Annotated in this window: 30 protein-coding genes, 1 pseudogene and 1 other annotated feature; of the genes and pseudogenes, 21 read left to right on the forward strand and 10 right to left on the reverse strand. The window is 40.6% G+C overall.

All coding sequences use genetic code 11. From position 1 onward, the window contains the following. Positions 1–16: 16 nt before the first annotated feature. On the reverse strand, positions 17–301 hold the full coding sequence (locus tag PQ511_RS19780) for a hypothetical protein (RefSeq protein ID WP_273853721.1): 285 nt from the start codon (positions 299–301) through the stop codon (positions 17–19). Positions 302–468: 167 nt separating this feature from the next. Between PQ511_RS19780 and PQ511_RS19785 the strand changes: the two genes are divergently transcribed. The 3 genes from PQ511_RS19785 (at position 469) to PQ511_RS19795 (ending at position 2,250) form a co-directional block, all read left to right on the forward strand. Continuing rightward, positions 469–1,131: a hypothetical protein gene (locus PQ511_RS19785; protein ID WP_273853723.1), complete on the forward strand. Its 663-nt coding sequence runs from the start codon at positions 469–471 to the stop codon at positions 1,129–1,131. Positions 1,132–1,344: 213 nt separating this feature from the next. Beyond that, positions 1,345–1,833, forward strand: coding sequence for an 8-oxo-dGTP diphosphatase (locus tag PQ511_RS19790; protein ID WP_273853724.1), 489 nt, complete (start codon positions 1,345–1,347; stop codon positions 1,831–1,833). Positions 1,834–1,857: 24 nt separating this feature from the next. Beyond that, positions 1,858–2,250, forward strand: a complete 393-nt coding sequence (locus PQ511_RS19795) for a GNAT family N-acetyltransferase (protein WP_273853790.1) — start codon at positions 1,858–1,860, stop codon at positions 2,248–2,250. Between the two features lie 17 nt (positions 2,251–2,267). Here PQ511_RS19795 and uptA read toward each other — a convergent pair whose 3' ends face one another. Then, the gene (uptA, locus tag PQ511_RS19800; protein WP_273853726.1) at positions 2,268–2,858 is read right to left on the reverse strand and encodes an undecaprenyl phosphate transporter UptA; all 591 of its coding nucleotides are present in this window, start codon (positions 2,856–2,858) and stop codon (positions 2,268–2,270) included. Positions 2,859–3,061: 203 nt separating this feature from the next. Between uptA and PQ511_RS19805 the strand changes: the two genes are divergently transcribed. The 3 genes from PQ511_RS19805 to PQ511_RS19815 all read left to right on the forward strand — a co-directional run bounded on the left by PQ511_RS19805 (position 3,062) and on the right by PQ511_RS19815 (position 4,630). After that, positions 3,062–3,838, forward strand: coding sequence for a hypothetical protein (locus PQ511_RS19805; protein WP_273853728.1), 777 nt, complete (start codon positions 3,062–3,064; stop codon positions 3,836–3,838). An 88-nt stretch (positions 3,839–3,926) separates the two neighbouring features. Beyond that, positions 3,927–4,433 carry a GNAT family N-acetyltransferase gene (locus tag PQ511_RS19810; RefSeq protein WP_273853730.1) on the forward strand — a complete coding sequence of 169 codons (507 nt, stop codon included), beginning with the start codon at positions 3,927–3,929 and terminating at the stop codon, positions 4,431–4,433. A 41-nt stretch (positions 4,434–4,474) separates the two neighbouring features. Further along, positions 4,475–4,630 carry a hypothetical protein gene (locus tag PQ511_RS19815; protein WP_273853732.1) on the forward strand — a complete coding sequence of 52 codons (156 nt, stop codon included), beginning with the start codon at positions 4,475–4,477 and terminating at the stop codon, positions 4,628–4,630. Between the two features lie 30 nt (positions 4,631–4,660). Here the strand turns inward: PQ511_RS19815 and PQ511_RS19820 are convergent, their stop codons facing one another. Beyond that, positions 4,661–5,296, reverse strand: coding sequence for an FMN-dependent NADH-azoreductase (locus PQ511_RS19820; RefSeq protein WP_273853734.1), 636 nt, complete (start codon positions 5,294–5,296; stop codon positions 4,661–4,663). A 93-nt stretch (positions 5,297–5,389) separates the two neighbouring features. Between PQ511_RS19820 and PQ511_RS19825 the strand changes: the two genes are divergently transcribed. Genes PQ511_RS19825 through PQ511_RS19835 form a run of 3 tightly spaced genes read left to right on the forward strand, consistent with a single transcriptional unit; the run spans position 5,390 to position 6,948 of the window. Beyond that, on the forward strand, positions 5,390–5,965 hold the full coding sequence (locus PQ511_RS19825) for a DNA-3-methyladenine glycosylase I (RefSeq protein WP_273853736.1): 576 nt from the start codon (positions 5,390–5,392) through the stop codon (positions 5,963–5,965). Between the two features lies 1 nt (position 5,966). Continuing rightward, positions 5,967–6,341 carry a DUF4937 domain-containing protein gene (locus PQ511_RS19830; protein WP_273853738.1) on the forward strand — a complete coding sequence of 125 codons (375 nt, stop codon included), beginning with the start codon at positions 5,967–5,969 and terminating at the stop codon, positions 6,339–6,341. Between the two features lies 1 nt (position 6,342). Beyond that, entirely contained in the window at positions 6,343–6,948 is a 606-nt protein-coding gene (locus tag PQ511_RS19835) for an SGNH/GDSL hydrolase family protein (protein ID WP_273853740.1), read from the forward strand. Positions 6,949–7,020: 72 nt separating this feature from the next. Here the strand turns inward: PQ511_RS19835 and PQ511_RS19840 are convergent, their stop codons facing one another. Together PQ511_RS19840 and PQ511_RS19845 are read right to left on the reverse strand one after the other, a co-directional pair. Beyond that, a complete protein-coding gene (locus tag PQ511_RS19840) occupies positions 7,021–7,638 on the reverse strand; it encodes an NUDIX hydrolase (protein ID WP_273853743.1) in 618 nt (205 codons plus the stop codon). 47 nt (positions 7,639–7,685) lie between these two features. Next, positions 7,686–8,063: a thiol-disulfide oxidoreductase DCC family protein gene (locus PQ511_RS19845; protein WP_273853745.1), complete on the reverse strand. Its 378-nt coding sequence runs from the start codon at positions 8,061–8,063 to the stop codon at positions 7,686–7,688. Positions 8,064–8,211: 148 nt separating this feature from the next. Between PQ511_RS19845 and fabG the strand changes: the two genes are divergently transcribed. From fabG to PQ511_RS19860, 3 genes are all read left to right on the forward strand, one after another. Continuing rightward, entirely contained in the window at positions 8,212–8,973 is a 762-nt protein-coding gene (fabG, locus tag PQ511_RS19850) for a 3-oxoacyl-ACP reductase FabG (RefSeq protein ID WP_273853747.1), read from the forward strand. Between the two features lie 110 nt (positions 8,974–9,083). Beyond that, positions 9,084–10,805, forward strand: a complete 1,722-nt coding sequence (locus PQ511_RS19855; protein ID WP_273853748.1) for a pyruvate oxidase — start codon at positions 9,084–9,086, stop codon at positions 10,803–10,805. Positions 10,806–10,891: 86 nt separating this feature from the next. Further along, positions 10,892–11,272, forward strand: a complete 381-nt coding sequence (locus PQ511_RS19860; RefSeq protein WP_273853749.1) for a gamma-glutamylcyclotransferase family protein — start codon at positions 10,892–10,894, stop codon at positions 11,270–11,272. A gap of 80 nt (positions 11,273–11,352) precedes the next feature. On the opposite strand, the gene PQ511_RS19865 is transcribed toward PQ511_RS19860, so the two are convergent. Beyond that, positions 11,353–11,844 carry a hypothetical protein gene (locus tag PQ511_RS19865; protein WP_273853750.1) on the reverse strand — a complete coding sequence of 164 codons (492 nt, stop codon included), beginning with the start codon at positions 11,842–11,844 and terminating at the stop codon, positions 11,353–11,355. A 275-nt stretch (positions 11,845–12,119) separates the two neighbouring features. On the opposite strand from PQ511_RS19865, the gene PQ511_RS19870 reads away from it, so the two are divergent. Then, positions 12,120–12,350 carry a hypothetical protein gene (locus tag PQ511_RS19870; protein ID WP_273853751.1) on the forward strand — a complete coding sequence of 77 codons (231 nt, stop codon included), beginning with the start codon at positions 12,120–12,122 and terminating at the stop codon, positions 12,348–12,350. A gap of 67 nt (positions 12,351–12,417) precedes the next feature. Next, positions 12,418–12,961: pseudogene (locus tag PQ511_RS19875) on the forward strand (NUDIX hydrolase). 27 nt (positions 12,962–12,988) lie between these two features. Here PQ511_RS19875 and PQ511_RS19880 read toward each other — a convergent pair. Further along, a complete protein-coding gene (locus tag PQ511_RS19880; protein ID WP_273853752.1) occupies positions 12,989–13,876 on the reverse strand; it encodes a DMT family transporter in 888 nt (295 codons plus the stop codon). Positions 13,877–14,126: 250 nt separating this feature from the next. On the opposite strand from PQ511_RS19880, the gene PQ511_RS19885 reads away from it, so the two are divergent. Beyond that, positions 14,127–14,960: a DUF368 domain-containing protein gene (locus PQ511_RS19885; protein WP_273853753.1), complete on the forward strand. Its 834-nt coding sequence runs from the start codon at positions 14,127–14,129 to the stop codon at positions 14,958–14,960. 38 nt (positions 14,961–14,998) lie between these two features. Here the strand turns inward: PQ511_RS19885 and PQ511_RS19890 are convergent, their stop codons facing one another. The 3 genes from PQ511_RS19890 to PQ511_RS19900 are packed head-to-tail and all read right to left on the reverse strand — an operon-like array spanning position 14,999 to position 17,798. Beyond that, complete coding sequence (locus tag PQ511_RS19890) at positions 14,999–15,454, reverse strand: GtrA family protein (protein ID WP_273853754.1); 456 nt, start codon at positions 15,452–15,454, stop codon at positions 14,999–15,001. A gap of 21 nt (positions 15,455–15,475) precedes the next feature. Further along, positions 15,476–16,618 carry a glycosyltransferase family 4 protein gene (locus PQ511_RS19895; protein ID WP_273853755.1) on the reverse strand — a complete coding sequence of 381 codons (1,143 nt, stop codon included), beginning with the start codon at positions 16,616–16,618 and terminating at the stop codon, positions 15,476–15,478. 31 nt (positions 16,619–16,649) lie between these two features. After that, positions 16,650–17,798, reverse strand: coding sequence for an NAD-dependent epimerase/dehydratase family protein (locus PQ511_RS19900; protein ID WP_273853756.1), 1,149 nt, complete (start codon positions 17,796–17,798; stop codon positions 16,650–16,652). A 434-nt stretch (positions 17,799–18,232) separates the two neighbouring features. On the opposite strand from PQ511_RS19900, the gene PQ511_RS19905 reads away from it, so the two are divergent. The 6 genes from PQ511_RS19905 to tyrS all read left to right on the forward strand — a co-directional run bounded on the left by PQ511_RS19905 (position 18,233) and on the right by tyrS (position 23,540). After that, positions 18,233–19,411 carry an MFS transporter gene (locus PQ511_RS19905; RefSeq protein WP_273853757.1) on the forward strand — a complete coding sequence of 393 codons (1,179 nt, stop codon included), beginning with the start codon at positions 18,233–18,235 and terminating at the stop codon, positions 19,409–19,411. Between the two features lie 153 nt (positions 19,412–19,564). Then, entirely contained in the window at positions 19,565–19,768 is a 204-nt protein-coding gene (locus PQ511_RS19910) for a helix-turn-helix transcriptional regulator (protein ID WP_273853758.1), read from the forward strand. A 2-nt stretch (positions 19,769–19,770) separates the two neighbouring features. Continuing rightward, positions 19,771–20,145 (forward strand): permease, encoded by a 375-nt coding sequence (locus PQ511_RS19915; protein ID WP_273853759.1) that lies wholly within the window; start codon positions 19,771–19,773, stop codon positions 20,143–20,145. Positions 20,146–20,222: 77 nt separating this feature from the next. After that, entirely contained in the window at positions 20,223–20,573 is a 351-nt protein-coding gene (locus PQ511_RS19920; RefSeq protein WP_098442406.1) for a hypothetical protein, read from the forward strand. 376 nt (positions 20,574–20,949) lie between these two features. Beyond that, complete coding sequence (gene hemH, locus PQ511_RS19925) at positions 20,950–21,885, forward strand: ferrochelatase (protein WP_273853760.1); 936 nt, start codon at positions 20,950–20,952, stop codon at positions 21,883–21,885. 123 nt (positions 21,886–22,008) lie between these two features. Beyond that, positions 22,009–22,233: a binding site (T-box leader), on the forward strand. Between the two features lie 59 nt (positions 22,234–22,292). After that, positions 22,293–23,540, forward strand: coding sequence for a tyrosine--tRNA ligase (gene tyrS / locus PQ511_RS19930; RefSeq protein ID WP_273853761.1), 1,248 nt, complete (start codon positions 22,293–22,295; stop codon positions 23,538–23,540). Position 23,541: the final 1 nt, after the last annotated feature.

The following is a 23,541-nucleotide window of genomic DNA, read 5'->3' on the forward strand; positions in this document are numbered from 1 at the left end:
GTTGACTGAGGTTATCTTATTGATTGTCATCAATTGTCCACACCTTGCAGCTTGGACACTGAATGATCTCAAATCGGTCCTTTTTTAGTTCATCCATCCACTCTTCCCATGAATCATGCTCAGGGGACATTTCAAGCGTTTTAACTGTCTGTAATTCATCTCCGTCACTGTTGGTGCACGTACACTCTACTATTGCAAGATTAGAATCTTGATAATCCTGTTCTTTTGTCTGTTCAACGGACCAGTTAATTAGTCGCTGATCCATAGGGCGGCGTTCTTTGTAATGTGTTCGAGTTAACATGGAATCACTCCTTATTGTGAGATCTTAAGTGTTCTTGTTCTTTACCTCATTAGCGAAATAGCCTATGATAGAAGTAACATTTTTCACTATTCTGCATGTTCAAAATTGACATGGAGCATCCTTTTCCTAGTCCGTTATAGTTGATACTCATTTAAGGAGGGATACACTTGTCAGAAAAAGAGCTTTACAATGCAGTTGTTCTCTCAGAGAGGCTGTATTTTAGTAACACTTTTCAAAAGGTGCTTGAGCAACACAATATTGTTCAAGTAGAGCGTACGAGACTGACAGAATATACGTACAAGAGCACGTTTCGAAATGGAGACTTGGCCCTTACAGCATACTATTTTGCTAATCATGAAGTTATGTTTGTTCAGGCAAGTGAACTCTATTCCTTATTTGTTATTGCGCTAGATTCTGTCATTGAAGGAATAACTGGAATGGAGATTTACCTAGAAAAAACTAAGAATGTTCACAGTCTTATCCAAATGGAAAACCGTATAGTGAATGAGAAAGGAAAATGTGAGAAATTCCCCTATATGCAACTCTATGGCCAGGAACTATGGCATTCCCCCGCATTTTTGTTAGCGAATCGTGAGGGGTTGCTACAGCTCCGTGAAGCGATTGATGTTGCGTTGCAAAACGGGGAGTACCGACACGTGACAAGTTCTTCAGATGGTGATGGATACGACCTCTTGATTAAACGAATTGAAGAAGAGGTTGAGTGGTCGCGTGTGGAAACACCGTATACGGCACTCTCCAGTAAGGAAGAAAATGCGATTAAGCCTTCTGAATTATTTAGTCAGTATCGAACTATTCTCGAAGAAGAATAACCGATTATAACGCAGAACATTCTTGCCCCGGGTGCTTCTGCGCTTTTTTTATTTAGTCCACCTCGCTTCATACTTCACAGCCTTATTCCAGCCTTCTTCTAATGATGTTACCCGCTTTTTAAAAAAAAATTCATAAAAGGATGATAGGTTCTCATCCGAGAATGGTATATACTGTCATCATGGAAAAATGTTATAGCCGTTGAGGAGGAAAAAATGACGAAAATTCATGCGACGTTACTATCCATGGTGATCTTACATAATGAAGAAACGGATGAAATTCTCTTATTAAATCGTCCGTCTGAAGCGGGTTTCCCCGGCTACATAGGGCCAGGTGGCAAAATTGAGCTGTCAGAAAGTTTCGCAGAAGGTGCGGCGAGAGAACTCCTAGAAGAAACGGGTTTCATTGTTCAACCAGCCGATTTCATTTTTAAAGGGATTGACGAATTTATCATACAAGATGAAAAGTATCGCTATATTGTGTTCAACTATCTAGCGCGATCGTTCTCGGGTACCCCTCATGCGAATCCTCCTGAAGGGGAGTTACATTGGGTGAAAAGAAGCGCCGCTCACAAACTTCCAATGCAAGAGTGGTTTCAGGAAAGACTTCCGAAGTTTTTTGAAAAGGGGACTTTTGAAGTTTCGGTTGAATATGAGAGGCATAATGAAACGCCAATAAAGGAAACGCGAAGGACGCTCGGATAAGGAGAGATACAATTGATTAAAAGAATGGATCAAGCACGAGAATACATTAGACAGCAAGTGGTAGAATTTAATGGGGAAAAGCTATCTGAAAGTGTAAAAACCCCTCTTGAAAAGGTAGCCTTCGTCATTGAAGAGGAAGAAGTGATCGGAGGAATCTCTGGAACACTGTTCTGGAAACACCTTCATATTGATTTCCTTTGGGTAGATGAGAAAATGAGAGGGCATGGATATGGTAGGAAACTTCTTAAACAGATGGAAAGCCTAGCAGAAGAAAAAGAGTGTAGACTGATTCTACTTGATTCTTTTAGTTTTCAGGCACCAGGCTTTTATTTAAAAGAAGGGTATGAGATTTGCGGGAAAGTGGAAAATCATCCAGAAGGGCACACCCAATACTTTTTACAAAAACGGTTACGTTAAGCAACGGTAGGGAACGTTTAGCGCTGCCTTTTCAAGAAGAGCAGGCAGCAATAGCTTACGAGAAAGAACCCTGCACCAAGGCTGATTGGTAGCGTATAGGTTCTAGCAACGGAATGAATATGTACCCAATTTTCACCAAGCTGCAAGCCCATATAAATAAAGAGAGCCGACCAGGGGATCATGGCTAAGAGTGTGTAAAGCGTGAATCGCATAAGCGACATTTTCGCAATACCGGCTGGAATTGAGATCGCGTGGCGAACGACGGGAATAAATCGGGCTGTAAAAATGACACCGACCCCATTCCGTTCAAACCAGGTTTCGGCAAGTGCAAAGTGTTTAGGGGATATGAAGAGAAATTTACCGTATCGTTCTAAGAAAGACCGACCACCATAACGTCCAAGCCAGTATAAAAAAAGCTGTGCGAGTGTACCACCAACCGTTCCTGCTATAATGGCACCGATAAACTGAATGGTTCCTTCCGATACCATATACCCACCATATGCAAGCACAAGCTCGCTTGGAATAATTTCAATCATGAGAGCTAGTGCTATTCCAAGATAGCCAAGTTGAAGAAGCCAGTCTAAGCATTGATAAATAAATGCTGCCATAGCTCAAAACTCCTTTCATGGACAAACGATTCACTTGCTTGTTAGTTTATTTTCAGTTAGGGTAAGTTAGACCTTACCGCCGTATAAAAAAGGTTTGTTTCGAATAAATATAGAACCCGGAATGTAAGCACTCCGGGTAAAGTTCGTTCTTATGAAAGAATGACAATTGATTAGAGAGGTGAAAGGTAAGGATGTTAACATCCATGAAGAAATTTCTAGCAACATTGGATCAGCCAATGCAAGCAAAAACGGGGAAGGAAAAAGCTTTAACCGTTCTTTCCATTATTGGATTTATCTTATTATTATATCTTGTCGCTTTCTCTCCGTTTATGTTCAGATTATTCATCACATGTCTTAGTGTTGGTGTATCGTTATATTTGATAAAAAAAGTTCATGATTTTGATCGAGTCCTAAAAGGTGAAAAAGCAGAACAGCCTGTTCCTTCGTCTAATGAGGCTAATCAGCTTTCATTTTCTCTTGAACAGCCAAAGGTGGAGGCAGAATCCATCGAGGAAGCAGAAAAGGAACGTGAGCTTGAACAGATCAATAGTGATAAGACGATGCTATTTGAAGAACTGTTATCAAAAGCAGATCTCGATGAAATAGAGAAAGAATCGTATCGAAATCGAATGCAGCAAAAGGAATCAGAAAGTAACCGCATTGTGCAAGAGGTGTTACTCTTTAAAGATAAAATCCAGAAAGCTGTCATTGATAAAAAGGGGCTTTTCATTAAGGAAACACCTGATATGAAAATGGTCGCTGAATTAATCGGTGTCGATTCAGTTGAGTCAAGTTCTTTTGTGGAGTTAAATGAAGAGCTTCGTCTCATTTATAACGAGATTCCAGAAGCGAAACGCACGATTCTAATCGAATATGAAATGGTGAACGAAGACTTCGAGTTAACACGATTAGGATATAAAGAGCTCATGAAAGAAGTAAGGAAGCTCGAAAAGAAAACAAGACAAGTGGTGGAACAGTAAGCAAAAACGTGTATGAGTGCTCATACACGTTTTTCTTATGATAAGCTTTAGAAGATGAATGGATTTTACAGGAAATGAGGAACCAGACATGAAGATTAGACAAGTTAGTCCTGATGATGCAGAGGCCATTGTGAACTTAATGAAAGAGGTTGAAGAAGACGCGTCGTTTATGCTACTTGAAAGTGGCGAAAGAAAGACAACGGTGGAAGAACAGCGGAAGCGCATTGAAGAAATGGAACGAGACCGTCATTCAAGAATTTTTGTAGCGGAACGTTCTGGTGAATTAATAGGTTACTTAATTGCGATTGGTGGACAAGCGAAGCGAAACAATCATTCGGTATACCTGGTGATTGGAATCCGAAAAGAGGATCAGGGGCAGGGCGTTGGTTCGGCTTTATTTACCGAGCTAGAAAAGTGGGCGAATGATCATCGCATTCATCGCCTTGAACTGAATGTGGTGACGCGAAATGAAGCAGGCTTAGCGCTTTATCGTAAAGCTGGATTTGAAGTAGAAGGGTTAAAGCGTCATTCATTGTTCATTAAAGATGAGTTTGTTGATGAATATTACATGTCAAAGCTATTAGCTCATAATTAAATCGTTCTTCATCCATACTATAAATGGAAGGAGGCGATGATATGTTTGATCATACAAAGCATATTCCGCTTGAAGGCATTCCGGGGGAATTTATGATGAGCGATGAATCTCAAGACAATGAAGTAGTGACAGAAATGAGTTTTCCCTTTGACTACACTTTAATGATCCCGCTCGATCATACGATAACAAAAGAGTAAAAAAAGCGCATTTGCGCTTTTTTTTGTTAGTTAAAAATGTTCGGCAACATGCCGTGCTTCATCCATTGCCTTTTTCTTAATTTCTTCTGCCTTCTCAGGCATTTGCGCCATTCCTTCTGCAATCACAGATTCCACAGACGGGATACCAAGGAATCCAAGGACGGCATGTAAATACCGATCTCCAAATTCCATCTCTTTTGCTGGACCTTCGGAATAGATACCCCCGCGAGCTTGAATGTGCAGGGCCTTCTTATCGGTTAATAAGCCGACTGGTCCTTCAGAGGTATACTTAAACGTTTTTCCAGCGATGGCTACGGTATCAATATAGGCTTTTAATTTAGGCGGAAAGCTAAAATTCCAGAATGGCGTCACAAAGACATATTTATCTGCATCAATAAATTGATCCGTAAGATCGTTTATTTTACTCACTTTTAACTGTTCGTCGCCAGATAGCTGATCGAAACCATTTCCTTGCTGGAGCTTGCCCCAACCGTTAAAAACGTCCGTATCAATATAAGGGAGCTCAATGTTATAGAGATCTAGCTTTAAAACATCATCATTCGGATTTTTTTCTTGGTAGGCTTCAAGGAAAACTTCCCCTATACTTAAACTAAATGATTCTTTTACTGGTTTGGGGTTTACGGTAATATATAGTACTTTGGCCACAGCGCTCATCTCCTTTGTTTTCGCCACTTAGTATGGCTTTCGAAGGAAATAGTATACAAGACGAAGAATGTCATTAAATTTGGAGGTGGAATGATGGTAAACCGGTGCGCATGGGTTAGTGAAGAAGAGATTTACAAAGCGTATCATGATCAGGAATGGGGGGTGCCTGTTCGTGATGATCAGAAACTTTTTGAAATGTTAATTCTTGAAGGTGCCCAGGCAGGATTAAGTTGGATTACGATTTTGAAAAGAAGAGAGAACTATCGCGAGGCATTTGATCAATTTAATGTACAGAAAGTAGCCGCTTATGGTGAGGATAAAATACAAGAACTGCTCTTGAATAAAGGGATCATACGCAACAAACTGAAAGTGCGTGGAACGGTAAAGAATGCGAAAGCGTTTCTCAAGGTTCAAGAGGAGTTTGGAAGCTTTTCATCGTACATATGGGCATTCACAGAAAACACTCCAGTCCTAAATAATTGGAAAAGTATTGAAGAGGTGCCAGCAGAAAGCGAACTTAGTAAGAAAATCAGTAAAGATTTAAAGAAACGCGGTTTTACGTTTGTAGGTCCCGTTATTCTATATAGTTTCATGCAAGCGGTTGGGATCGTGAATGATCATACCATTGACTGCTTCAGACATCCCAATGCGATACAAGAGGCTGAATGAGATGTTGATTAAAAAAGTGGTCTGTCACGTAAAGGAAGAGATGAAAGAAACGTTTTTGAATGGACAAGAACGATGGAGTGACTTGTGTGATTGTAAGGGATTTGTAGCTCAATTTGGAGGCTGGTCAGATGAAAATGTTGCGATGATTATTGGCTTTTGGAAAAATTATCAATCGTATGTTCGGTTTATGAATGAAGAGCATGACGCAATCTATATGAAGTCAAATCAACGAGATTGTATCAAATCAATTAATATCCAGGTCGAGGAGATTGATGTAAGAGAAATCAATAACTATGCGAGTAAGTGGCTAAATGAGCGAAATGGTGAAATCCATAGCCAATGGACGGTTACGACTGATAACTTGGAGGGCTCATAGAATGAAACAAAAGTGGTTGTTCGTAGGCGATAGCATTACAGATTCAGGCAGAGATCAAGACTCAGAAGGACTTGGTCACGGGTATGTGAGAATGATCCGGGATGAAATGCTAAAAAAATATGATGTTGAGATCATCAATAAAGGCGTGAGCGGTGATCGGATTACAGACCTTGAAAAGAGGTGGAACCGAGATGTCTTGTCAGTTCAGCCTAATGTTGTATCCATTTCAATTGGTATCAACGATGTATGGAGACAGCTTGATCACCCTGAAATGGATCAGGTCATGCCACATGAGTTCAATAGAATATATGAAGAACTAGTCGAGAAGGTTAGAGCGTTAGGGGCAAAGTGCATCTTAATGGAGCCAACCATTATTGAAGAAAGAATCGATTCAATCGGAAATCAAAAGCTTTTACCTTATGTAGAAATTGTTCGTCAGTTAGCTGTGACATATGATGCAATATTGGTACCAACTCATACTGTTTTTATAGAAAAACTCCAAAAAGGGCAAGGAACGTTAACAACAGATGGTGTGCATATGACGGAGGCGGGCAATCAACTAATGGCGAAAACGTGGCTAGACTCTTGTTTAGATAAGTTGGTTTAATTTAAAGCTTCAGGAAATTTTAAAAGGCCCCGTTCAGGATGAATGGAGCCTTTTAAGACGACTACCGTTATCTTAATCGAAAACAGGAGCAAGCGATGGGGTTTTATGTAACGCAAAAAGCATGTCAATTTGCGATTCAGTAATTCGCCCAGTTGATAAAGGGGGGAGTTCATGTTGAGCAAAAAAACCGCTATCACTTGTTTCAATGCTTTCAGCTGGGCTTCCGCCGATCAGCTCACACGCAATCATCACCTTATAAATATGATAAGGTGATGGGGGATAAGGGTGTTGCTTATGATCAAGGACAGCCAGTAGCCGTCTAGCTTCTACTACATAGCCTGACTCTTCTTGAACTTCTTTCACCGCGACTTCTCCAGGAGTGAAGCCAACGTCGCCCCATCCGCCAGGAAGAGACCACTTCCCATCTGCTTTCTCCTTAACAAACAGCAATTTCTCTTCATGAAAAACGACCGCTCGCACGTCTACTTTAGGCGTTTGATAGCCCGTCTCATTTGTGAAAAGCTGCTGAATGGTTTTCATATCGTATTCAGTATATGTTTCCATCATTTCAGCACTTAGCTGTCGAAGCTCAAGGTAGCGTTCATAATCATAGTGGTCCTGCGTATAAGTTAACCCAGCTTGAGCGATGGATTGAATTTGCTTAGCCCAAGTAAGCCATTTTTCTTCCATATACCTTACATCCTTTCAACAAATGGTAGAACGAGCAATCAGAAAGATTATTCAAAACGTGGCTCTGGATAGCGGCCGAACCATTCATAGCGGTTTTTTGAAAACCAGATGTAGAAAGGTGAGCCAAGCTTATCGATAAAAGGTAAATAAAGTAGTAGGGAAAGCGGTGCTGTAACAGGAAGCGCCATTAACAGGCGTCTTACACTATAAAATCCGGCATGAAGGTTTCCGGATGATGTTAACATATGAATCTCATCATACATCCGTTTATGACGGAATTGCATATACGGATAGTCTTCTGGATGTTTTTCAACTTCCTGAACCGGTATCCATTCAATCTTATTAAACCAGTCTAATTTACGAAGTGATTTTTTCACATAAAAACAAAATGGACATTCAGCATCATAAAAAACGAGATGTTTCATCGCAATAGCCTCCAATATAAATAATTCATTCTTCTATTCTTTTCACTTATTATCACTGTTTTAAACAAGATGGAAACAGTTGACAGAAAATTGTAATATTATTATAGTCTAATTAGCTAAAAGAAATCGCTTACAGGAGTGAAAATGGATGAAACGATTGGAAGGTAGAGTGGCATACATAACAGGCGGGAGCAGAGGAATTGGAGCAAGTATCGCAAAAACATTTGCACGTGAAGGGGCAAACGTTTATCTCGCCGATGTAAATGAAGAAGCGCTGTCCACAAAACGCAAGGAACTGAAAGAGGAAGGTTATTCGGTTATGACAGGTATTGTTGATGTTACAAATCGAGAACAGGTTGAATCAAGCATGAAAGAAGCAGCGGAGGCTTTTGGAGCTATCGATATTCTCGTAAACAATGCAGGGGTCATCCGAGATAATCTCTTATTTAAAATGACGGATGAGGATTGGATGACGGTCATGCAAGTTCACCTCACCGGGAGTTTTTATGCTGCAAGAGCAGCACAAAAGTATATGGTGGAACAAGGGTATGGGCGTATTATTAGTCTTTCGTCAACATCCGCTTTAGGCAATCGAGGCCAAACAAATTATGCAGCTGCAAAGGCAGGCATTCAGGGATTAACCAAAACGCTTTCGCTAGAGCTCGGTAAGTATGGGATTACAGCCAATGCGATTGCTCCAGGATTTATTGAAAGTGATATGACCAGAGCCACGGCTGAGCGTCTTGGTGTGGAATTTGATCAGTTTATTGAGTACAATAAAAAGCAGATTCCAGTAGCGAGAACGGGTAAGCCTGAAGATATTGCGAATGCTGCGCTCTTTTTTGCAGATGAAAAATCGTCTTTTGTTAGTGGACAGGTTCTTTATGTAGCCGGTGGTCCTAGAACTTAATCAGGATGAAGCAGTCCAATGGACTGCTTCATTCTTTTTCTCACACGTTTCACTGTTCCTATAGAGGGGTACTTTCCCATTATGGATAAGGAAACGAAGGAGGAGTCATGATGTTTGATAAAAATGCTGGTGAGATATTATTAAATACACTTTCTGAATGGGGTGTAGACCATGTATATGGTTTACCAGGAGACTCAATTAACCATTTTGTAGAGAACTTGCGAAATGCTCAAGATCGTATGAAGTTCATACAGGTGCGTCATGAAGAGGTAGGTGCCCTTGCTGCAGCGTCGTATGCAAAGATTACTGGAAAAATTGGCGTCTGTCTTTCGATTGCAGGACCCGGAGCTGTTCACTTGATGAATGGCCTATATGATGCAAAGGCTGATGGTGCTCCAGTTCTTGTTATAGCGGGTCAAGTAGCAAGCGACCAGCTTGGAACCGATCAATTCCAAGAAATTAACCTCGAGCGCATGTTTGATGATGTGTCAGTATTTAATCGAAGAGTTGAGACGGCAGCATCACTACCAGATCTTACGCATCAAGCGATCCGAACCGCAGTTGAGAAAAAAGGCGTCGCGATTCTTACGATTCCAGATGACCTTGCTGCAGAAAAGGTGAAACAAAAAGTAGAGAATTCGTCTCTTATACGTTCGAAAGCTGTCGTTCACCCGCATGACTCCAATTTAAATGAAGCTGTTGCTTTGTTAAATGAAGCCAAGCGACCGGTCATATTAGCTGGGAAAGGTTCGAAGCATGCAAGGGAAGAACTGTTAGGTTTTGCAGAAAAGGCAGGCGCTCCTGTCATTTTAAGTTTGCCTGGTAAAGGCGCTATCCCTGATGTTCATCCTTATAATCTTGGGCAGCTTGGACAAATCGGTACGAAACCTGCATATGAAGCGATGGAAGAAACCGATTTGCTTATTATGGTGGGAACGTCATTCCCATATCGTGATTATCTCCCAGATAAAGCGAAAGCTATTCAAATTGATATAGATCCAACTCAAATCGGAAAGCGGTATCCTGTTACAATCGGGTTAATTGGGGATGCGAAATGGACGTTATCTTATTTAACACAGCATACAACCTACCAGGAAGACCGTGATTTTATTGAGAAGTGTCAGGACAATATGAAAAACTGGTGGACTCATCTTGAAAAAATTGAAAGCGAGCAGTCAACGCCAATTAAGCCACAGCAAATTATGCCACAGCTACAAAAAGTACTTGAGGATGACGCCGTTCTTTCTATCGATGTTGGGAACGTGACGGTATGGTCAGCAAGGCATTTACGCGTAACGAATCAAAAGTTTATCATTTCCTCATGGATGGCGACGATGGGATGCGGGCTTCCAGGAGCGATTGCTGGAAAGATAGCTCATCCAGATCGTCAAGCGGTAGCGATTTGCGGAGACGGTGGCTTTACAATGGTCATGCAAGACTTCTTAACTGCTGTAAAGTATAAGCTGCCGATGATTGTTGTTGTCTTAAATAATGAGCGTCTAGGTATGATTAAATACGAGCAGCAGGAAATTGGTAATATCGATTATGAAACTGAATTAAAAGACTTTAACTTTGCCGCATTTGCGGAAACGGCCGGTGGAGAAGGGTATCGTGTTGAGAAGTATGAAGAATTATTGCCTGCTTTTGAACGAGCTGCAAAATCAACAAAGCCAGTTATTGTCGATGTTGTGATTGAAGAGCAACCACCACTTCCTGGTAAAATCACCTATGAACAAGCAGCAAGCTATTCGAAATACATGCTGAAAAAAGCATTTGAAGACCAGGAAATTGATATGCCTCCGCTCAAAAAGGCATTGAAGCGAATCTTTTAATACGAGTGAATGGGAAGCCCGCTTATAGGCGGGCTTTTCATCGTTTTAGTTTGGTTGATCGATATGGATAAAAAGGAGAGTTACACATGAATCTTGTTTTTTGTTATGGCACGCTTCGTTCTGAGGAAAGTAATCATCACCTATTAAGTAGAGCAGTCTTAAAAGAAAGCAGCTGTTGGACGAAAGGAAAACTGTATGACACAGGAGATGGGTATCCTGCTTTGATACAAAATGACAGCGGGAAGGTTTACGGGGAAGTCTATGAAGTGGATGATCAATTACTAGAAAGAATCGATCGACTTGAAGGATATCAAGAAGGAAGAGATCATAATTTGTATGATCGAGTGTTGATGAAGATTACTCATGCTCAAGGAAGATATGAGGCGATTACGTATGTGATGAGAACCCCAGAAGAGCGGTTTAAAGAAATTCTAAGTGGAGATTGGGTTACGTATCGTAAAAAGTGAAACTATCTTGTTGCTCAAGTTATGGACAGAAAGACGATAAAAAGCACATGTCCATCATGGCTCATGTGCTTTTCAGTAAGTTAGTCTGTTAGAATCATATACTCTTCTGGAATGTGAAGAGTCGTTTCATAATAAAATTGATTGGAATATTGCTCAGAAATGGTTTTTTCAATCGTTTTATACGTTAAATAAGGCTCTTGAATCGGTTCTTTTTCAATCGTTACTTCCACAACTTTTCCCTTTTTATCCGCATCAATCGAAGTGACCAACTCGACCCATATCGGCGTTATGTCTTTTACATAAATGGATTCAATGCCCTTATCAGGCTCTGTCAGAAGTTGAGAGAAATCGTCAACTTGTTCGTGATGTTCATTTAACGACTGAAGGTAAGGGGCAAGCGTATTTTCTTTCCATGATTCCTCATCTATTGAATAGTCGTAGCTGTATAAGGTATAGGTTAGATACCCTATGATAGAAAGAATGATGAGAAGAAAAGCTCCTCTAAATAAAAATTTTTGTGTTGATAAGCATTTACGATTACGGATTAGATGCACAATAAAGATCAGTCCCACGATGGTTCATAATACCTCTGATAAAATGGTAAGTGGCGCATCTGCAAGTTTTTCCACCTCACTATAGCTTTCAATGACTTGGTTGATTGTTGGCATAGCTGTTTTCCTCCTGAGTGACAGAGCATCATCAATTGTTTGTTGTATGTCATTCTATTATCAGCATAAGACGACTTGACCATTGTAACAATAAATTGTCTGTTTTATCCATGGAATATGAAATTTGTGGTAAGGTAGGGAATGGATTAGATTGTCTAATCATCAGGGTGGGGTTGAATATGGCGGAAATTGTGAAATGTATTTACTCTCCAAGTAAGGAGTATAGGGTTCAAGTCATTAAAAGAAATGATGGGATTTATTCAACCGCTGTACATTATTGGATGAGAGAGTTTGGCCAAGAATTTTGGACTCCCGTTTCAACGGGACTATCCTTGATTGGTAGTAAAGACAGTGCAGAAGTGATTGCGAAAGAGCAACTAAGGGACCATTCGCTTGAGAGAATTGAATAAGCAAGTATGATCGCGATAAGTAACAACGTAATAGATACATGAAAGCTCTAAAAAGGTGGGTAATTTTTTGCTTCAATATACGATCTGCTTTATCAAAAAAAATCAAGACCTTCTTCTATTAAATAGACGTAAAGCGCCAACAATGGGATTGTGGAACGGTGTAGGTGGGAAGCTTGAAAAGAATGAATCGCCATCTGAGTGTGTCATTAGAGAAACGTTTGAAGAGACGGGGATAGAGTTAGATCATGTTACTTATGCAGGAAATGCTTTTTAATAGTGAGCGAGGGAAATCTGGTATGTACATTTTTATTGCGGATTTTCCAGAAAGACACGTTCTTTCTACTCCATTAGATACGATAGAAGGCATTCTCGATTGGAAACCCATTGACTGGATTCTTGATGAAGATAATCAAGGAGTAGTTGGAAATCTAAAGAAGTATTTGCCTGAATTACTGCGAGGGAACTATTACCAAGAGCACCAATTTGTTTATGAGAATCATTGCATGCAATCTTATACGAGGTCCCCGCTCGTGGAGAACAAAGTCAGCGAATGCTTAGTCACAACTGAATTAGATCATGTGGGCAAAAAAAAGAGCGCTAAACTCAGTTAGGAGTTTAGCGTTCTTTTTCAATAAGCATTATTGAGAAGGTTGGGGATGTCTTTTCTCAACCTTTTTCGCTTCATGATTATTACGTAAAAACATATAAAATGAAGCAGAGAAAATAATGATGTAGCCAATAATACTCCAGGCATCAGGGATTTGTCCGAATAACACGATGCTAATTAAAGCCGAATAAACAACCGTTGAGTAGAAAAAGATTGATATTTCTCGAGCTGGCGCAAACTTATAAGCCACTGTAAGGCCGAATTGACCAAGCGTGGCAAACACGCCTGCTAGTAAAAGATAAATCAGTTGCTTCGTTTCCATGGGTTCATAGAACATAATGACGAAAGGCAGCAGTACAACGGTTGAGAAGAATGAGAAATAAAAGACAACGGTATAGAATTTTTCGCGCTGTCCAAGCACTCTTAAGACCGTATAAGCGCCTGCCGCAAAGATCGCAGAAAGTAGTCCAGAGATATATGGAATCGTTTCGACTGAAAACTGCGGCTTAATAATTAACAGCGTTCCAATAAACGCAATGACAATTGCAACGATTTGAAAACGTCTCGCTTTTTCTTTCAAGAAAAGAGCCGAGAAAATAATTAGTAAGAATGGGCTCAGCTTGTTGAGCATGTCGGCATCAGATAAAACGAGATTGTCGATTGCGTAGAAATAGAAGATAATTCCTAGCGTTCCAAGAGCGGAGCGCAACAGCAAAAATTTCTGATTCTCTTTTTTACCAAATAACCTTTCTTTGTAATACATCACAAATCCAAATGAAATGACGGCAGAGACGGCATTTCGAAACATGGTTTTTTGAATCGTCGGAACGTCACCAGATAGCTTTACAAATGCAGCCATCATCGCAAAACCAAAAGATGATAGTAATAATAGGATAATTCCTTTATTTCGATCACTCATCAAATTCCTCCAGTTCATCAATCGGAAATCACTTCTATCACTTTACTTCAAAGCGATCTCTAATTTCAACTTCCAGGCTCTCATTAAGAAATGTCACAAAATTGATTTAACATGATAGGAAGAGGATGTGGCATAGTAGAAGAATAATTAAGCTTTATTTACCGGGCAATCTGATAAAAATGTGCGGTTAACAAAAGCTGAGTTATGGGTATGTAGGTATTAGGCAGAATGTAGAAGGAGAAACGTGAACATGTTTGTGTGGCGAAATATTTATCGAGGCTTATTAATGGGTGTCAGTGATTTAATTCCTGGTGTTAGTGGTGGAACAATTGCGATGGTACTAGGCATTTATAGAAGGTTAATTAGTGGGATTAATGGATTAATGAGCAAGCATTGGAAAAAAGAAATTGGCTTTTTTCTTCCTCTATTAATAGGCATTGGACTTGCCTTACTGCTCGTTAGTCAACTCATGGAGATGTTGCTTGAGCATTTTCCACAGCCTACGTTCTTTTTCTTTATTGGGCTTATTATTGGGGTAGTTCCTTTTCTTCTACGAAAAGTGGACTATAAGAAAACATTCGAGCCTGTCCATTATGGCCTGTTGTTAGTAGCGGGGCTCTTAATCGCTTCCACCCTGTTTCTAAAGGGAGACGGGGGAGGAGAAGTTATGAAGTCATTAGATCTGGTTGATTATATCATTCTGTTCTTTTCAGGGTGGTTAGCTAGTACAGCCATGATTCTCCCTGGAGTTAGCGGCTCTTTTGTTCTATTACTGTTGGGATCATATCAAACGGTTATCCATGGTCTTTCCTCTTTTCAAATTCCTTTGCTGTTAACAGTAGGGGCAGGAATTATTATTGGACTAAGCCTAACAGGAAAAGTTATTGCTCATTTACTGTCAAAGTATACGGTTTCAACCTATGCCGTTATGATCGGTCTGGTCATTGGATCAGTGGTTGTGCTTTATCCCGGTTTTGAAGCTGATCTGGGTCTTGCTATTGCAAGCATTGCAACACTTTTGCTTGGATTAGGAGCAGCTATTGTCCTTGGAAAGATTGAACATAAGGAAGAAAATGTCGAATAGAAGAAACCGCAGGAAGAGATCCTGCGGTTTTTTGTGTATTAGTCCTTTTCTTGTTTCGGACTTCTGCGTGGAAATACAAGATGCTTCATCATAAAGAAGCTTGAAGCAGATGAGAGCAACATGGCGAGTCCCTTTGAAATATTACGTTCAATATAGCGAGGGAATGAGGTCCATTCAAAAATGAGTAGCGCACCATAAAAGACCAGGTTACTAATACCCAGCGCGATCACAGCTTGTATGATAAACAGAAGCACTTGTTTACGATCATGAATCGCTTTGGAAGGGAACGTCAGCTTTGCATTCCAGAAATAGCTGTTAATGATCGCTAGCACGTATGAAATTGTGTTGTACATAATAAGCTGGATTCGATCATCTGTTGGAAAGAACAGCATAAGGAGATTTAAAGCACCAATGTCGACTAGTGCATTCATCACACCGATCGCACTAAAGCTCATCACCTGTTTTGAACCCCTGCCAATTCGCCACTGCTTCATATACTCAACCTTCTATCATTTCTATTGAATCGCTTGTTGCTGCTTCTCTTGCTTTTGTTCAATAGCTGACTCATAAAAATCTAGCAGCTGTTGTGCTGGCCCCCGCCACCCATAATCTTTCGAATGTTCGTAAGCCTCTTTCGACATTTTTTCGAGAAGTCCAACTTCTTGCAGACGATTGATTACTTCAGTGAGATTACTGTTACTTCCAGAACGATAGAGTAGACCAGTTGAGCCATCTTCTACCTGTTCATTTGTCGGACCTGATTCGGCAGCAATGACGGGAAGACCGCTTGCCATCGCTTCAAGAATGACAAGACCTAGCGTTTCCGTTGTGGATGGAAACATAAAGGCGTCTGCAGAAGCGTAAGCCTTTGCTAGCTCTTCACCGTGTAGAAAACCAGTGAACGTCACGTTTTCTAAATGACCAAAGTTTTTTTCAAGTTCACTTCGATAGGGACCATCGCCAACAATCGCAAGATGAGCATCTGGCTTTTGTTCAAGCATTGGAACAAGCGAATCGATTTCTTTTTCAAATGCGAGTCTGCCAACAAAAAGTAGAAGCGTTTTATCCGGATGGTCATTTGATAAGCGACGTCGCATATGATTGTCACGCAGTTCAGGGTTGAACCGTTCCGTGTCAACACCGCGTTTCCATAGGTGCATATTATAGAAATTTTGTTCATTTAACTCTTCTAATATGGCTTGTGATGTACATAGATTAATATCCGCCTTGTTGTGCATTCTTCTGAAATGCCACCAGAGAAGAGGTTCCGACCAGGACATATGATAGTAGTCAGCGTATTTCGGCACGTGTGTATGATAAGAGGCGATGAGAGGAACGCCGAGCTTCTTACCATACTTAATCCCGGAATAGCCCATAAAAGCTGGATTTACGACATGGACGAGATCAGGATCAAAGTCTTCGAGGAAATGTTTGATCGTACGAGTCGGCATGCCGAATTTCCGATGCTTATAAAGAAAGAATGTACGAGGTTGAACTCCATCAAAGCGAATATTCCGATAGCTACGCACTCCTAAATCAGGTGCAATGACCTGGATTTCGTGTCCTTGATCAATTAAATAATCGATCGATGCACGAAGTCTAGTCACAACACCGTCTGTTGAAGGAAGGAAGGTTTCGGTCACGATGGATATTTTCATAAGAACACCTCAATTAGTAGTTTGCATCCTCTTACTTCCAGGTAATATTCGGAAGAACGTTTTCTTTCAGGACGCGATCTTTGTATTTAAGTGCTGTATCAAGTGTTCTCGAAATGTGCTCATCCGTTAAGAGAGATGGCTCAAGTCCAAGGTCAATTAAGCTTGTGTTGACGGCGTGGTAATAATGCTCCTCTTTCTCCACACGAGGGTTTTCAAGGTGATCAATACTTACTTTGAGTCCTTTTGCTTCTGCGACGCGCTGAACTTTCTCTGCAAGTTCAAGAACAGAAAATTCCTCTGTAAACTGGTTGAAGACGCGAAATTCGCCTTTATCAGCTGGATTTTCAGCTGCAATTTCGACACAGCGAATGGTATCTTTGATGTTTAAGAAGGCGCGCGTTTGTTTTCCAGAACCATACACAGTTAAGTTATGACCAATTGCCGCCTGGATGATGAAGCGATTGAGCGCTGTACCAAATACTCCGTCATAATCAAGACGGTTAATTAGGCCTTCGTCATGCTCATCTTCATCCGTATGAAGGCCATAAACTATACCCTGATTCAAGTCTGTAGCACGAATGCCCCAAATTTTGCAGGCAAACTGAATGTTATGGCTATCATGTACTTTTGATAAATGATAGAACGACCCTGGTTGTTTCGGGAATGGAAGGACATCTTCGCGTCCTTTGTGTTCGATTTTTATGTATCCTTCTTCAATATCTATGTTAGGCTGTCCATATTCACCCATTGTTCCCAATTTAATTAGGTGACAATCAGGTGTGACTTCTTTAATTGCATAGAGAACATTTAAATTACCAACAACGTTGTTGGTTTGTGTAAATACAGCATGTTCACGGTCAATCATCGAATAAGGGGCCGAGCGTTGTTCAGCAAAATGAACAAAAGCTTCAGGCTGCACTTGTTTGAAAATCTCTTTTAAGAAGTCATAGTGCATCAGATCACAATCGTATACGGCGATCTTTTTCCCTGTTTTTTCTTCCCATTTTTGTACGCGCTCTTCTAGCGGTAAAATAGGGGTAAGCGAATTTGAACGTAGTTCGTCATCCCACTTCCGGCGAACCATGTTATCAATGATTGTTACCTCATGGCCCTGTTTTGATAAGTAAAGTGCCGTCGGCCACCCACAGAAACCATCTCCACCAGCTACAATAATTCTCATAGATTCTACCTCCATCAAATGGTCGATTTAGTTGTGAAATCCTTGCTTTATCAAGTATTTACGATAGCATTCATCAAGATTGCATTCAACTTAGGACAGTTTTATTTACGAAAACTTTAAATGAATCTGTGAACTTATACCTACTGCATTCCCTAAACAAAGTGAGGGTACACCTTTAAGTTTGCCTGAAACGCTTTATAAAAACAATTAATTAATTTAGAAAATTGAAAACAATAAATTTAGAGTGTGATACAATGAAAATCGATACTTTTAGTAACTAATACTCTCATCATAACGCCCACGATTGTGCTAGCTTACCCTTTTACCTATTTCCATGATGATTTCAAGACTGTGATGAATAGGAGTGATTGTGCCGATGTAAACCTGACTACCCTTCCTTTATGCAAGAACAAATTTAAAAAGGGGTAGTTATGATGAGATTACGTTCTTTTCGTTTTCTGTGGATCGGGCAGGGATTTGCCAACTCGGGAGACGTTCTATATATCGTGGCGCTGATTGCTGTTCTTTACCAGGCAACGGGTTCAGCACTTTCTTTGTCACTGTTACCATTCACGATCACAGTGGCTCGTTTTTTGAGCGGAATGTGTGCGCCGCTTGTATTAAATCATTATTCGTTAAAAGGATTGCTCGTTGGATCGCAGAGCATGAAAACGGTACTATTAGGATTGCTTGGCATATCTTTAGGGCTTTTCACTCCATCCGTATTGTTCATTTTACCTTTTGCTTTCCTAATTGCTTTTTTGGATGGATGGGCTGCGCCTGCTCGAAATGCGATGCTTCCTCAACTCGTGCATGAAGAAGAGCTTGCCAAAGCAAATAGTTTCGTCGCCGTTGTCGATCAATCCATTCAATTTGGCGGTTGGGCGATCGCCGGTATTATTGTGGCGGCTACGTCAGGACCTTTCGTTGTCTGGCTTACTTTTGGCACGTACGTCATTTCCACGCTTCTTATGTCATTGATAGTGGCGGGAGAGCAACAAGACCGCCAAACGAAAATTCCTTTAATGAGCGGTTGGAAACTGATATGGAAGCATCCCAATTTAAGGATTTTTCATATAATGATCTTTATTGAATCCATAGCAAATGTCGTCTGGATTGCTGCGATTCTTTATATTTTTGTTGAAGAAGTGCTGATGAAATCAGAAGCGTGGTGGGGGTATTTAAACGCGAGCTTTTTTATCGGTTTGATTGCTGGAGGGATAGTGGTTTCAAAATATACGCATTGGTTTGAGCGGTATATGAAGGAGACGCTTCTAAATACGTGCTTTGCAATTAGTATCCTCACGTTTCTATTTGGACTAACAAGCGTGCCTGTGATCGCACTCCTGTTAAGCGTGGTTTCAGGGCTGGTGGAACAAGTAAAATCAATTATTATGGTGACGATCATTCAAAAGAAATGCCCGAGGGAGTCGCTACCTGAAGTGTTTAGTGCGCAAAGTGCTCTGATCTCGATTACATTTGGCCTTGGTTCTCTGCTATATGGGTTTCTTGCCGAAGCCGTTAGTGTGCCATTCGTATTTGCTTTATCCGGTTTTCTTTTGTTAGCATCAGCGCTATATTTATTAAAAAGAATTCAATTTTTGGATGCTTAATCAAAACAGCCCTTCATCTCGGATGGGGGCTTTTTGTGGTTGTGAATCTATATGGCGATTAAAGTAATCGCGAATGAATTTACTGTAAAGCAACCTTTACGTAAAGGTTGCTTTACTTTAGAATGGAAGAGAGGAAACAAGGAGGATGTTTCGGTGAAAAATAGTCTCCGTGAAAAAAGAACAGAAAAAGGTTATTCTCAGGATCGTCTGGCGGAAAAACTGGGTGTTTCAAGGCAAACGATTATTTCAATCGAAAAGGGGAAATACAATCCATCCTTACCGCTTGCGCTCGAAATGGCAAGATTATTTGGAACGATTGTAGAGGAACTTTTTTATTTGGATTCAGAGGGGGAGTAGGTGTGGCTATTAATAAAGGGTATCTTGTTTTTGGCGTCTTTTTTGCTTTAAATGCTTTATTACTACTGAGCGTTGGGATTGGTACTGGTAATGAACCGATTCCAGCTAGTTATATGCTGATATCAATGTCCATCATGGGTTTTTGCTTAAGTTACCTTCAGCCGCAATTTAAGGCGAAAGATGAGCGAAGTCGCATGATTCGAGAGAAAGGGATGTTTTATTCCTATTTTGCTTTGCTTGGGTATATCATGGTGTTTCTTTCTCTTCTTCAATTCAACATTGTGGATGTCAGTGCAGTAACGGTGCTGAGTGTGTTAGCTGCCATGCTGATTAGTACTGTTTTTGTTTCAATGGTGATCGTCGCTAAGCAGCATTAAATGCCATCACGATGATTAGAACGGATGAGATTCGGGAAACCCTTTTTATGAGATCATCAAAAAGGAGTTGGATTGACATGAGTAAATCATTACAAGCCTATTTTACAACAGAGAACGATGCAGAAAGTGCAAAAGCTGATTTGCAGACTTATTCGGTAAGTCAATTGTCAGTTGAACATATTCCAGAAGATAAAAAGCTTAACATTGATGCACCTATTCCAGGACAGGGAACAGCTACACCGGCTGGAGCGAACAACGATTTGTTCTTCTCAAACGAAACGCCTACAGGAAAACAAGAAGAAAATGCAGATCCTTCTGGTAAGGCAGATCGAGAGTTTCGCTATTTGTTAGCATTTGAAACAGATGAATCAGATGATACAGATTTACGTGAAGTGGTTTCAAAACATAATGGTGCTATGGAGAAATAAGGATAAGAGCTGCGCGAATGTGCGCAGCTTTTTCTTTTGAGTGGCAAGCGGGGGTCAGGTACGTACCTGACCCCCGCTTCACTACCGCGCTACTTCACAGCAGTATGAAAACAATCGTTGGTGGGCAGGCTTGAGATTGAAGTAGAAGAAGAGAAAGACAGAACGCACGATGTCCGCTATACTAGTGAAGGAAGCGCATCGGATGTGGCAATCTACATAAAGATTTGGTTCAATGAGTATGACACAAAACGTTGCGAATTTAAGTTCGGTTTCCTTTGATTCAGGGGAGAAAAAAAGGTATACTGATAGCTAGATGATAATAATTACAAAAAGATAGTTTGTTTAATTAATTATTGGACGAGAGGGGAACACATTCATGGCTAAAAAAACAATGGGATTACTCGTAATGGCGTATGGAACGCCTTATAAAGAAGAGGACATTGAAAGGTATTACACACATATACGACGTGGTCGTAAGCCGTCTGATGAACAATTAAAAGACCTCCAAGATCGTTACAAAGCCATTGGTGGTATTTCGCCACTTGCGAAAATAACAGAAGACCAGGCGAAAGGGCTAGAAGCTCATCTTAATAAGGTTCAAGATGATATTGAATTCAAGCTATATATCGGATTAAAGCATATTGAACCTTTTGTTGAAGATGCTGTTCAAGAGATGCACAATGATGGAATTGAAGAAGCGGTTAGCATCGTCCTCGCTCCTCATTTCTCCACATTTAGCATCAAATCATACAATGGACGAGCTAAACAAGAAGCGGAGAAAATCGGAGGCCCGGTTATTCATTCAGTAGAAAGCTGGTATGATGAGCCGAAGTTTATCACCTATTGGGCAAAGCGAATTAAAGCTATCTTTGACGACATGTCTGACCAAGAGCGTGAAAAAGCAGTACTAATTGTTTCTGCCCATAGCTTACCTGAGAAAATCATCGCAAATGGAGACCCTTACCCTGATCAATTGAAAGAAACAGCCGACCTCATCGTTGAAGAATCTGGCGTTAAAAACGTGGCAATCGGTTGGCAAAGTGAAGGAAACACCCCTGATCCATGGATTGGTCCTGACGTACAGGATTTAACGAGAGATCTTCACGAAAAGCAAGGTTTTACTTCGTTCGTTTATGCGCCAGTTGGTTTTGTCGCGGATCATCTAGAAGTCTTGTTCGATAATGACTACGAATGTAAAGTTGTGACCGATGAAATTGGCGCAAACTATTATCGACCGGAAATGCCGAATGCCCAGGATGAATTTATTGAGATTCTTTCAACAGTCGTTTTGAAGGAACTGAATCATAAGTAATAGACACGCAGTCTGTCTTTTTCGCAGGCTGCTTTTTATAACTTGCAGATCGAAGTATGAAAGATCAATTGACAACCAAAGTAAAAAAAGATAAAGTAATGAGAAATTCATGTATCGGAATAATCAAAAGCTGTGAAGAGGAAGCAGTAGCGCGTTATGATCAGTAGTGGCAGAGAACCAGTGGGTGGTGTGAACTGGTACAGCATAGCCGTGAATTACCCCTCAGAGCTTTCTTGACGAACGGAGTGAACCTACTAGTCAGGAACGGGAGAACCGTTATCCAAATCGAGCCGGAAGAATTTATTTCTTCAATCAGGGTGGTATCGCGTGTTAAGCCACGTCCCTATTTATTATAGGGGCGTGGCTTTTTATACTATCAAATTTTACTTATTAGGAGGTCGACAGGAATGAACAGGAGCATGGATCAGTTATCAGCAGCACAAAGAAAGGAAATGGAAAGGCAATATGCGGTCTATACCCATGGAACGAGTCAAGTCATTCCTGGAGAGGAGCTTAAGGAGAAAATCGCTACTTCACTTCTGAAAAATAAGCCGCTTAAAGTTAAATTGGGTCTTGATCCTTCAGCGCCTGATGTTCATATTGGACACACCGTTGTGTTAAATAAATTAAGACAGTTTCAAGAAAATGGTCACATTATCCAACTGATTATTGGAGATTTCACTGGAAAAATTGGTGACCCGACAGGAAAGTCTACGGCAAGAGTGCAGCTTACTGACGAAGAAGTGGAACGAAATGCAAAGACTTACCTTGAGCAGTTTGGAAAAGTTCTGGATCAAAGCAAGGTAGAGCTTCACTATAATTCAAAGTGGCTTTCTGAATTAAAATTTGAAGATGTCATTGAACTCGCCGGAAAAATTACAGTTGCTCGTCTACTTGAACGTGACGACTTTGAAAATCGAATGAAAGCGAATAAACCTGTTTCTCTTCATGAATTCTTTTACCCACTCATGCAGGGCTATGACTCTGTTCATTTAGAAAGTGATATTGAACTTGGTGGGAACGATCAATATTTCAACGTTCTCATGGGGCGTCACCTTCAGGAACAGTTTGGGAAAGAGAAGCAAGTTGTGTTAATGATGCCGCTGCTTGAAGGGTTAGATGGAATTGAGAAAATGTCTAAATCAAAAGGGAACTACATCGGAATAACTGAGAAGCCATCCGAAATGTATGGCAAAGCTATGTCGATTCCGGATGAGCTGGTCATAAAATACACGGAACTCATTACCGATTTATCGCTTGATGAAAAGCTAGCGGTTCGACAGGAAATCGAACAAGGACGTATTCACCCAAGAACGGCTAAAATGAATCTCGCCAAAACCATTGTACGCATGTTTCATGGTGTAGCAGCTTCTCAAGATGCGGAAGCGCAATTTCAGCAAGTGTTTCAACAAAAGCAGCTTCCAACCGATATTGAAGAAGTTCTATGGGAAGGTGAGCGCTCGATCTCAGTGCCGAATCTAGTCGTTTCTCTCGACATGTTACCGTCGACGAGTGAAGCAAGACGAATGGTGAAAAATGGTGGCATAAAACTGAATGAGACGAAAGTCACGAATGTTAACGAAGAAGTGGCAGTAGAAGATGGACTCGTGGTTCAAGTAGGGAAACGAAAATTTAAGAAGATCAAATTAAACTAAT

It is taken from the genome of Guptibacillus spartinae, assembly GCF_028610625.1.
GTDB classification, from domain to species: Bacteria; Bacillota; Bacilli; order Bacillales; family Guptibacillaceae; genus Guptibacillus; species Guptibacillus spartinae.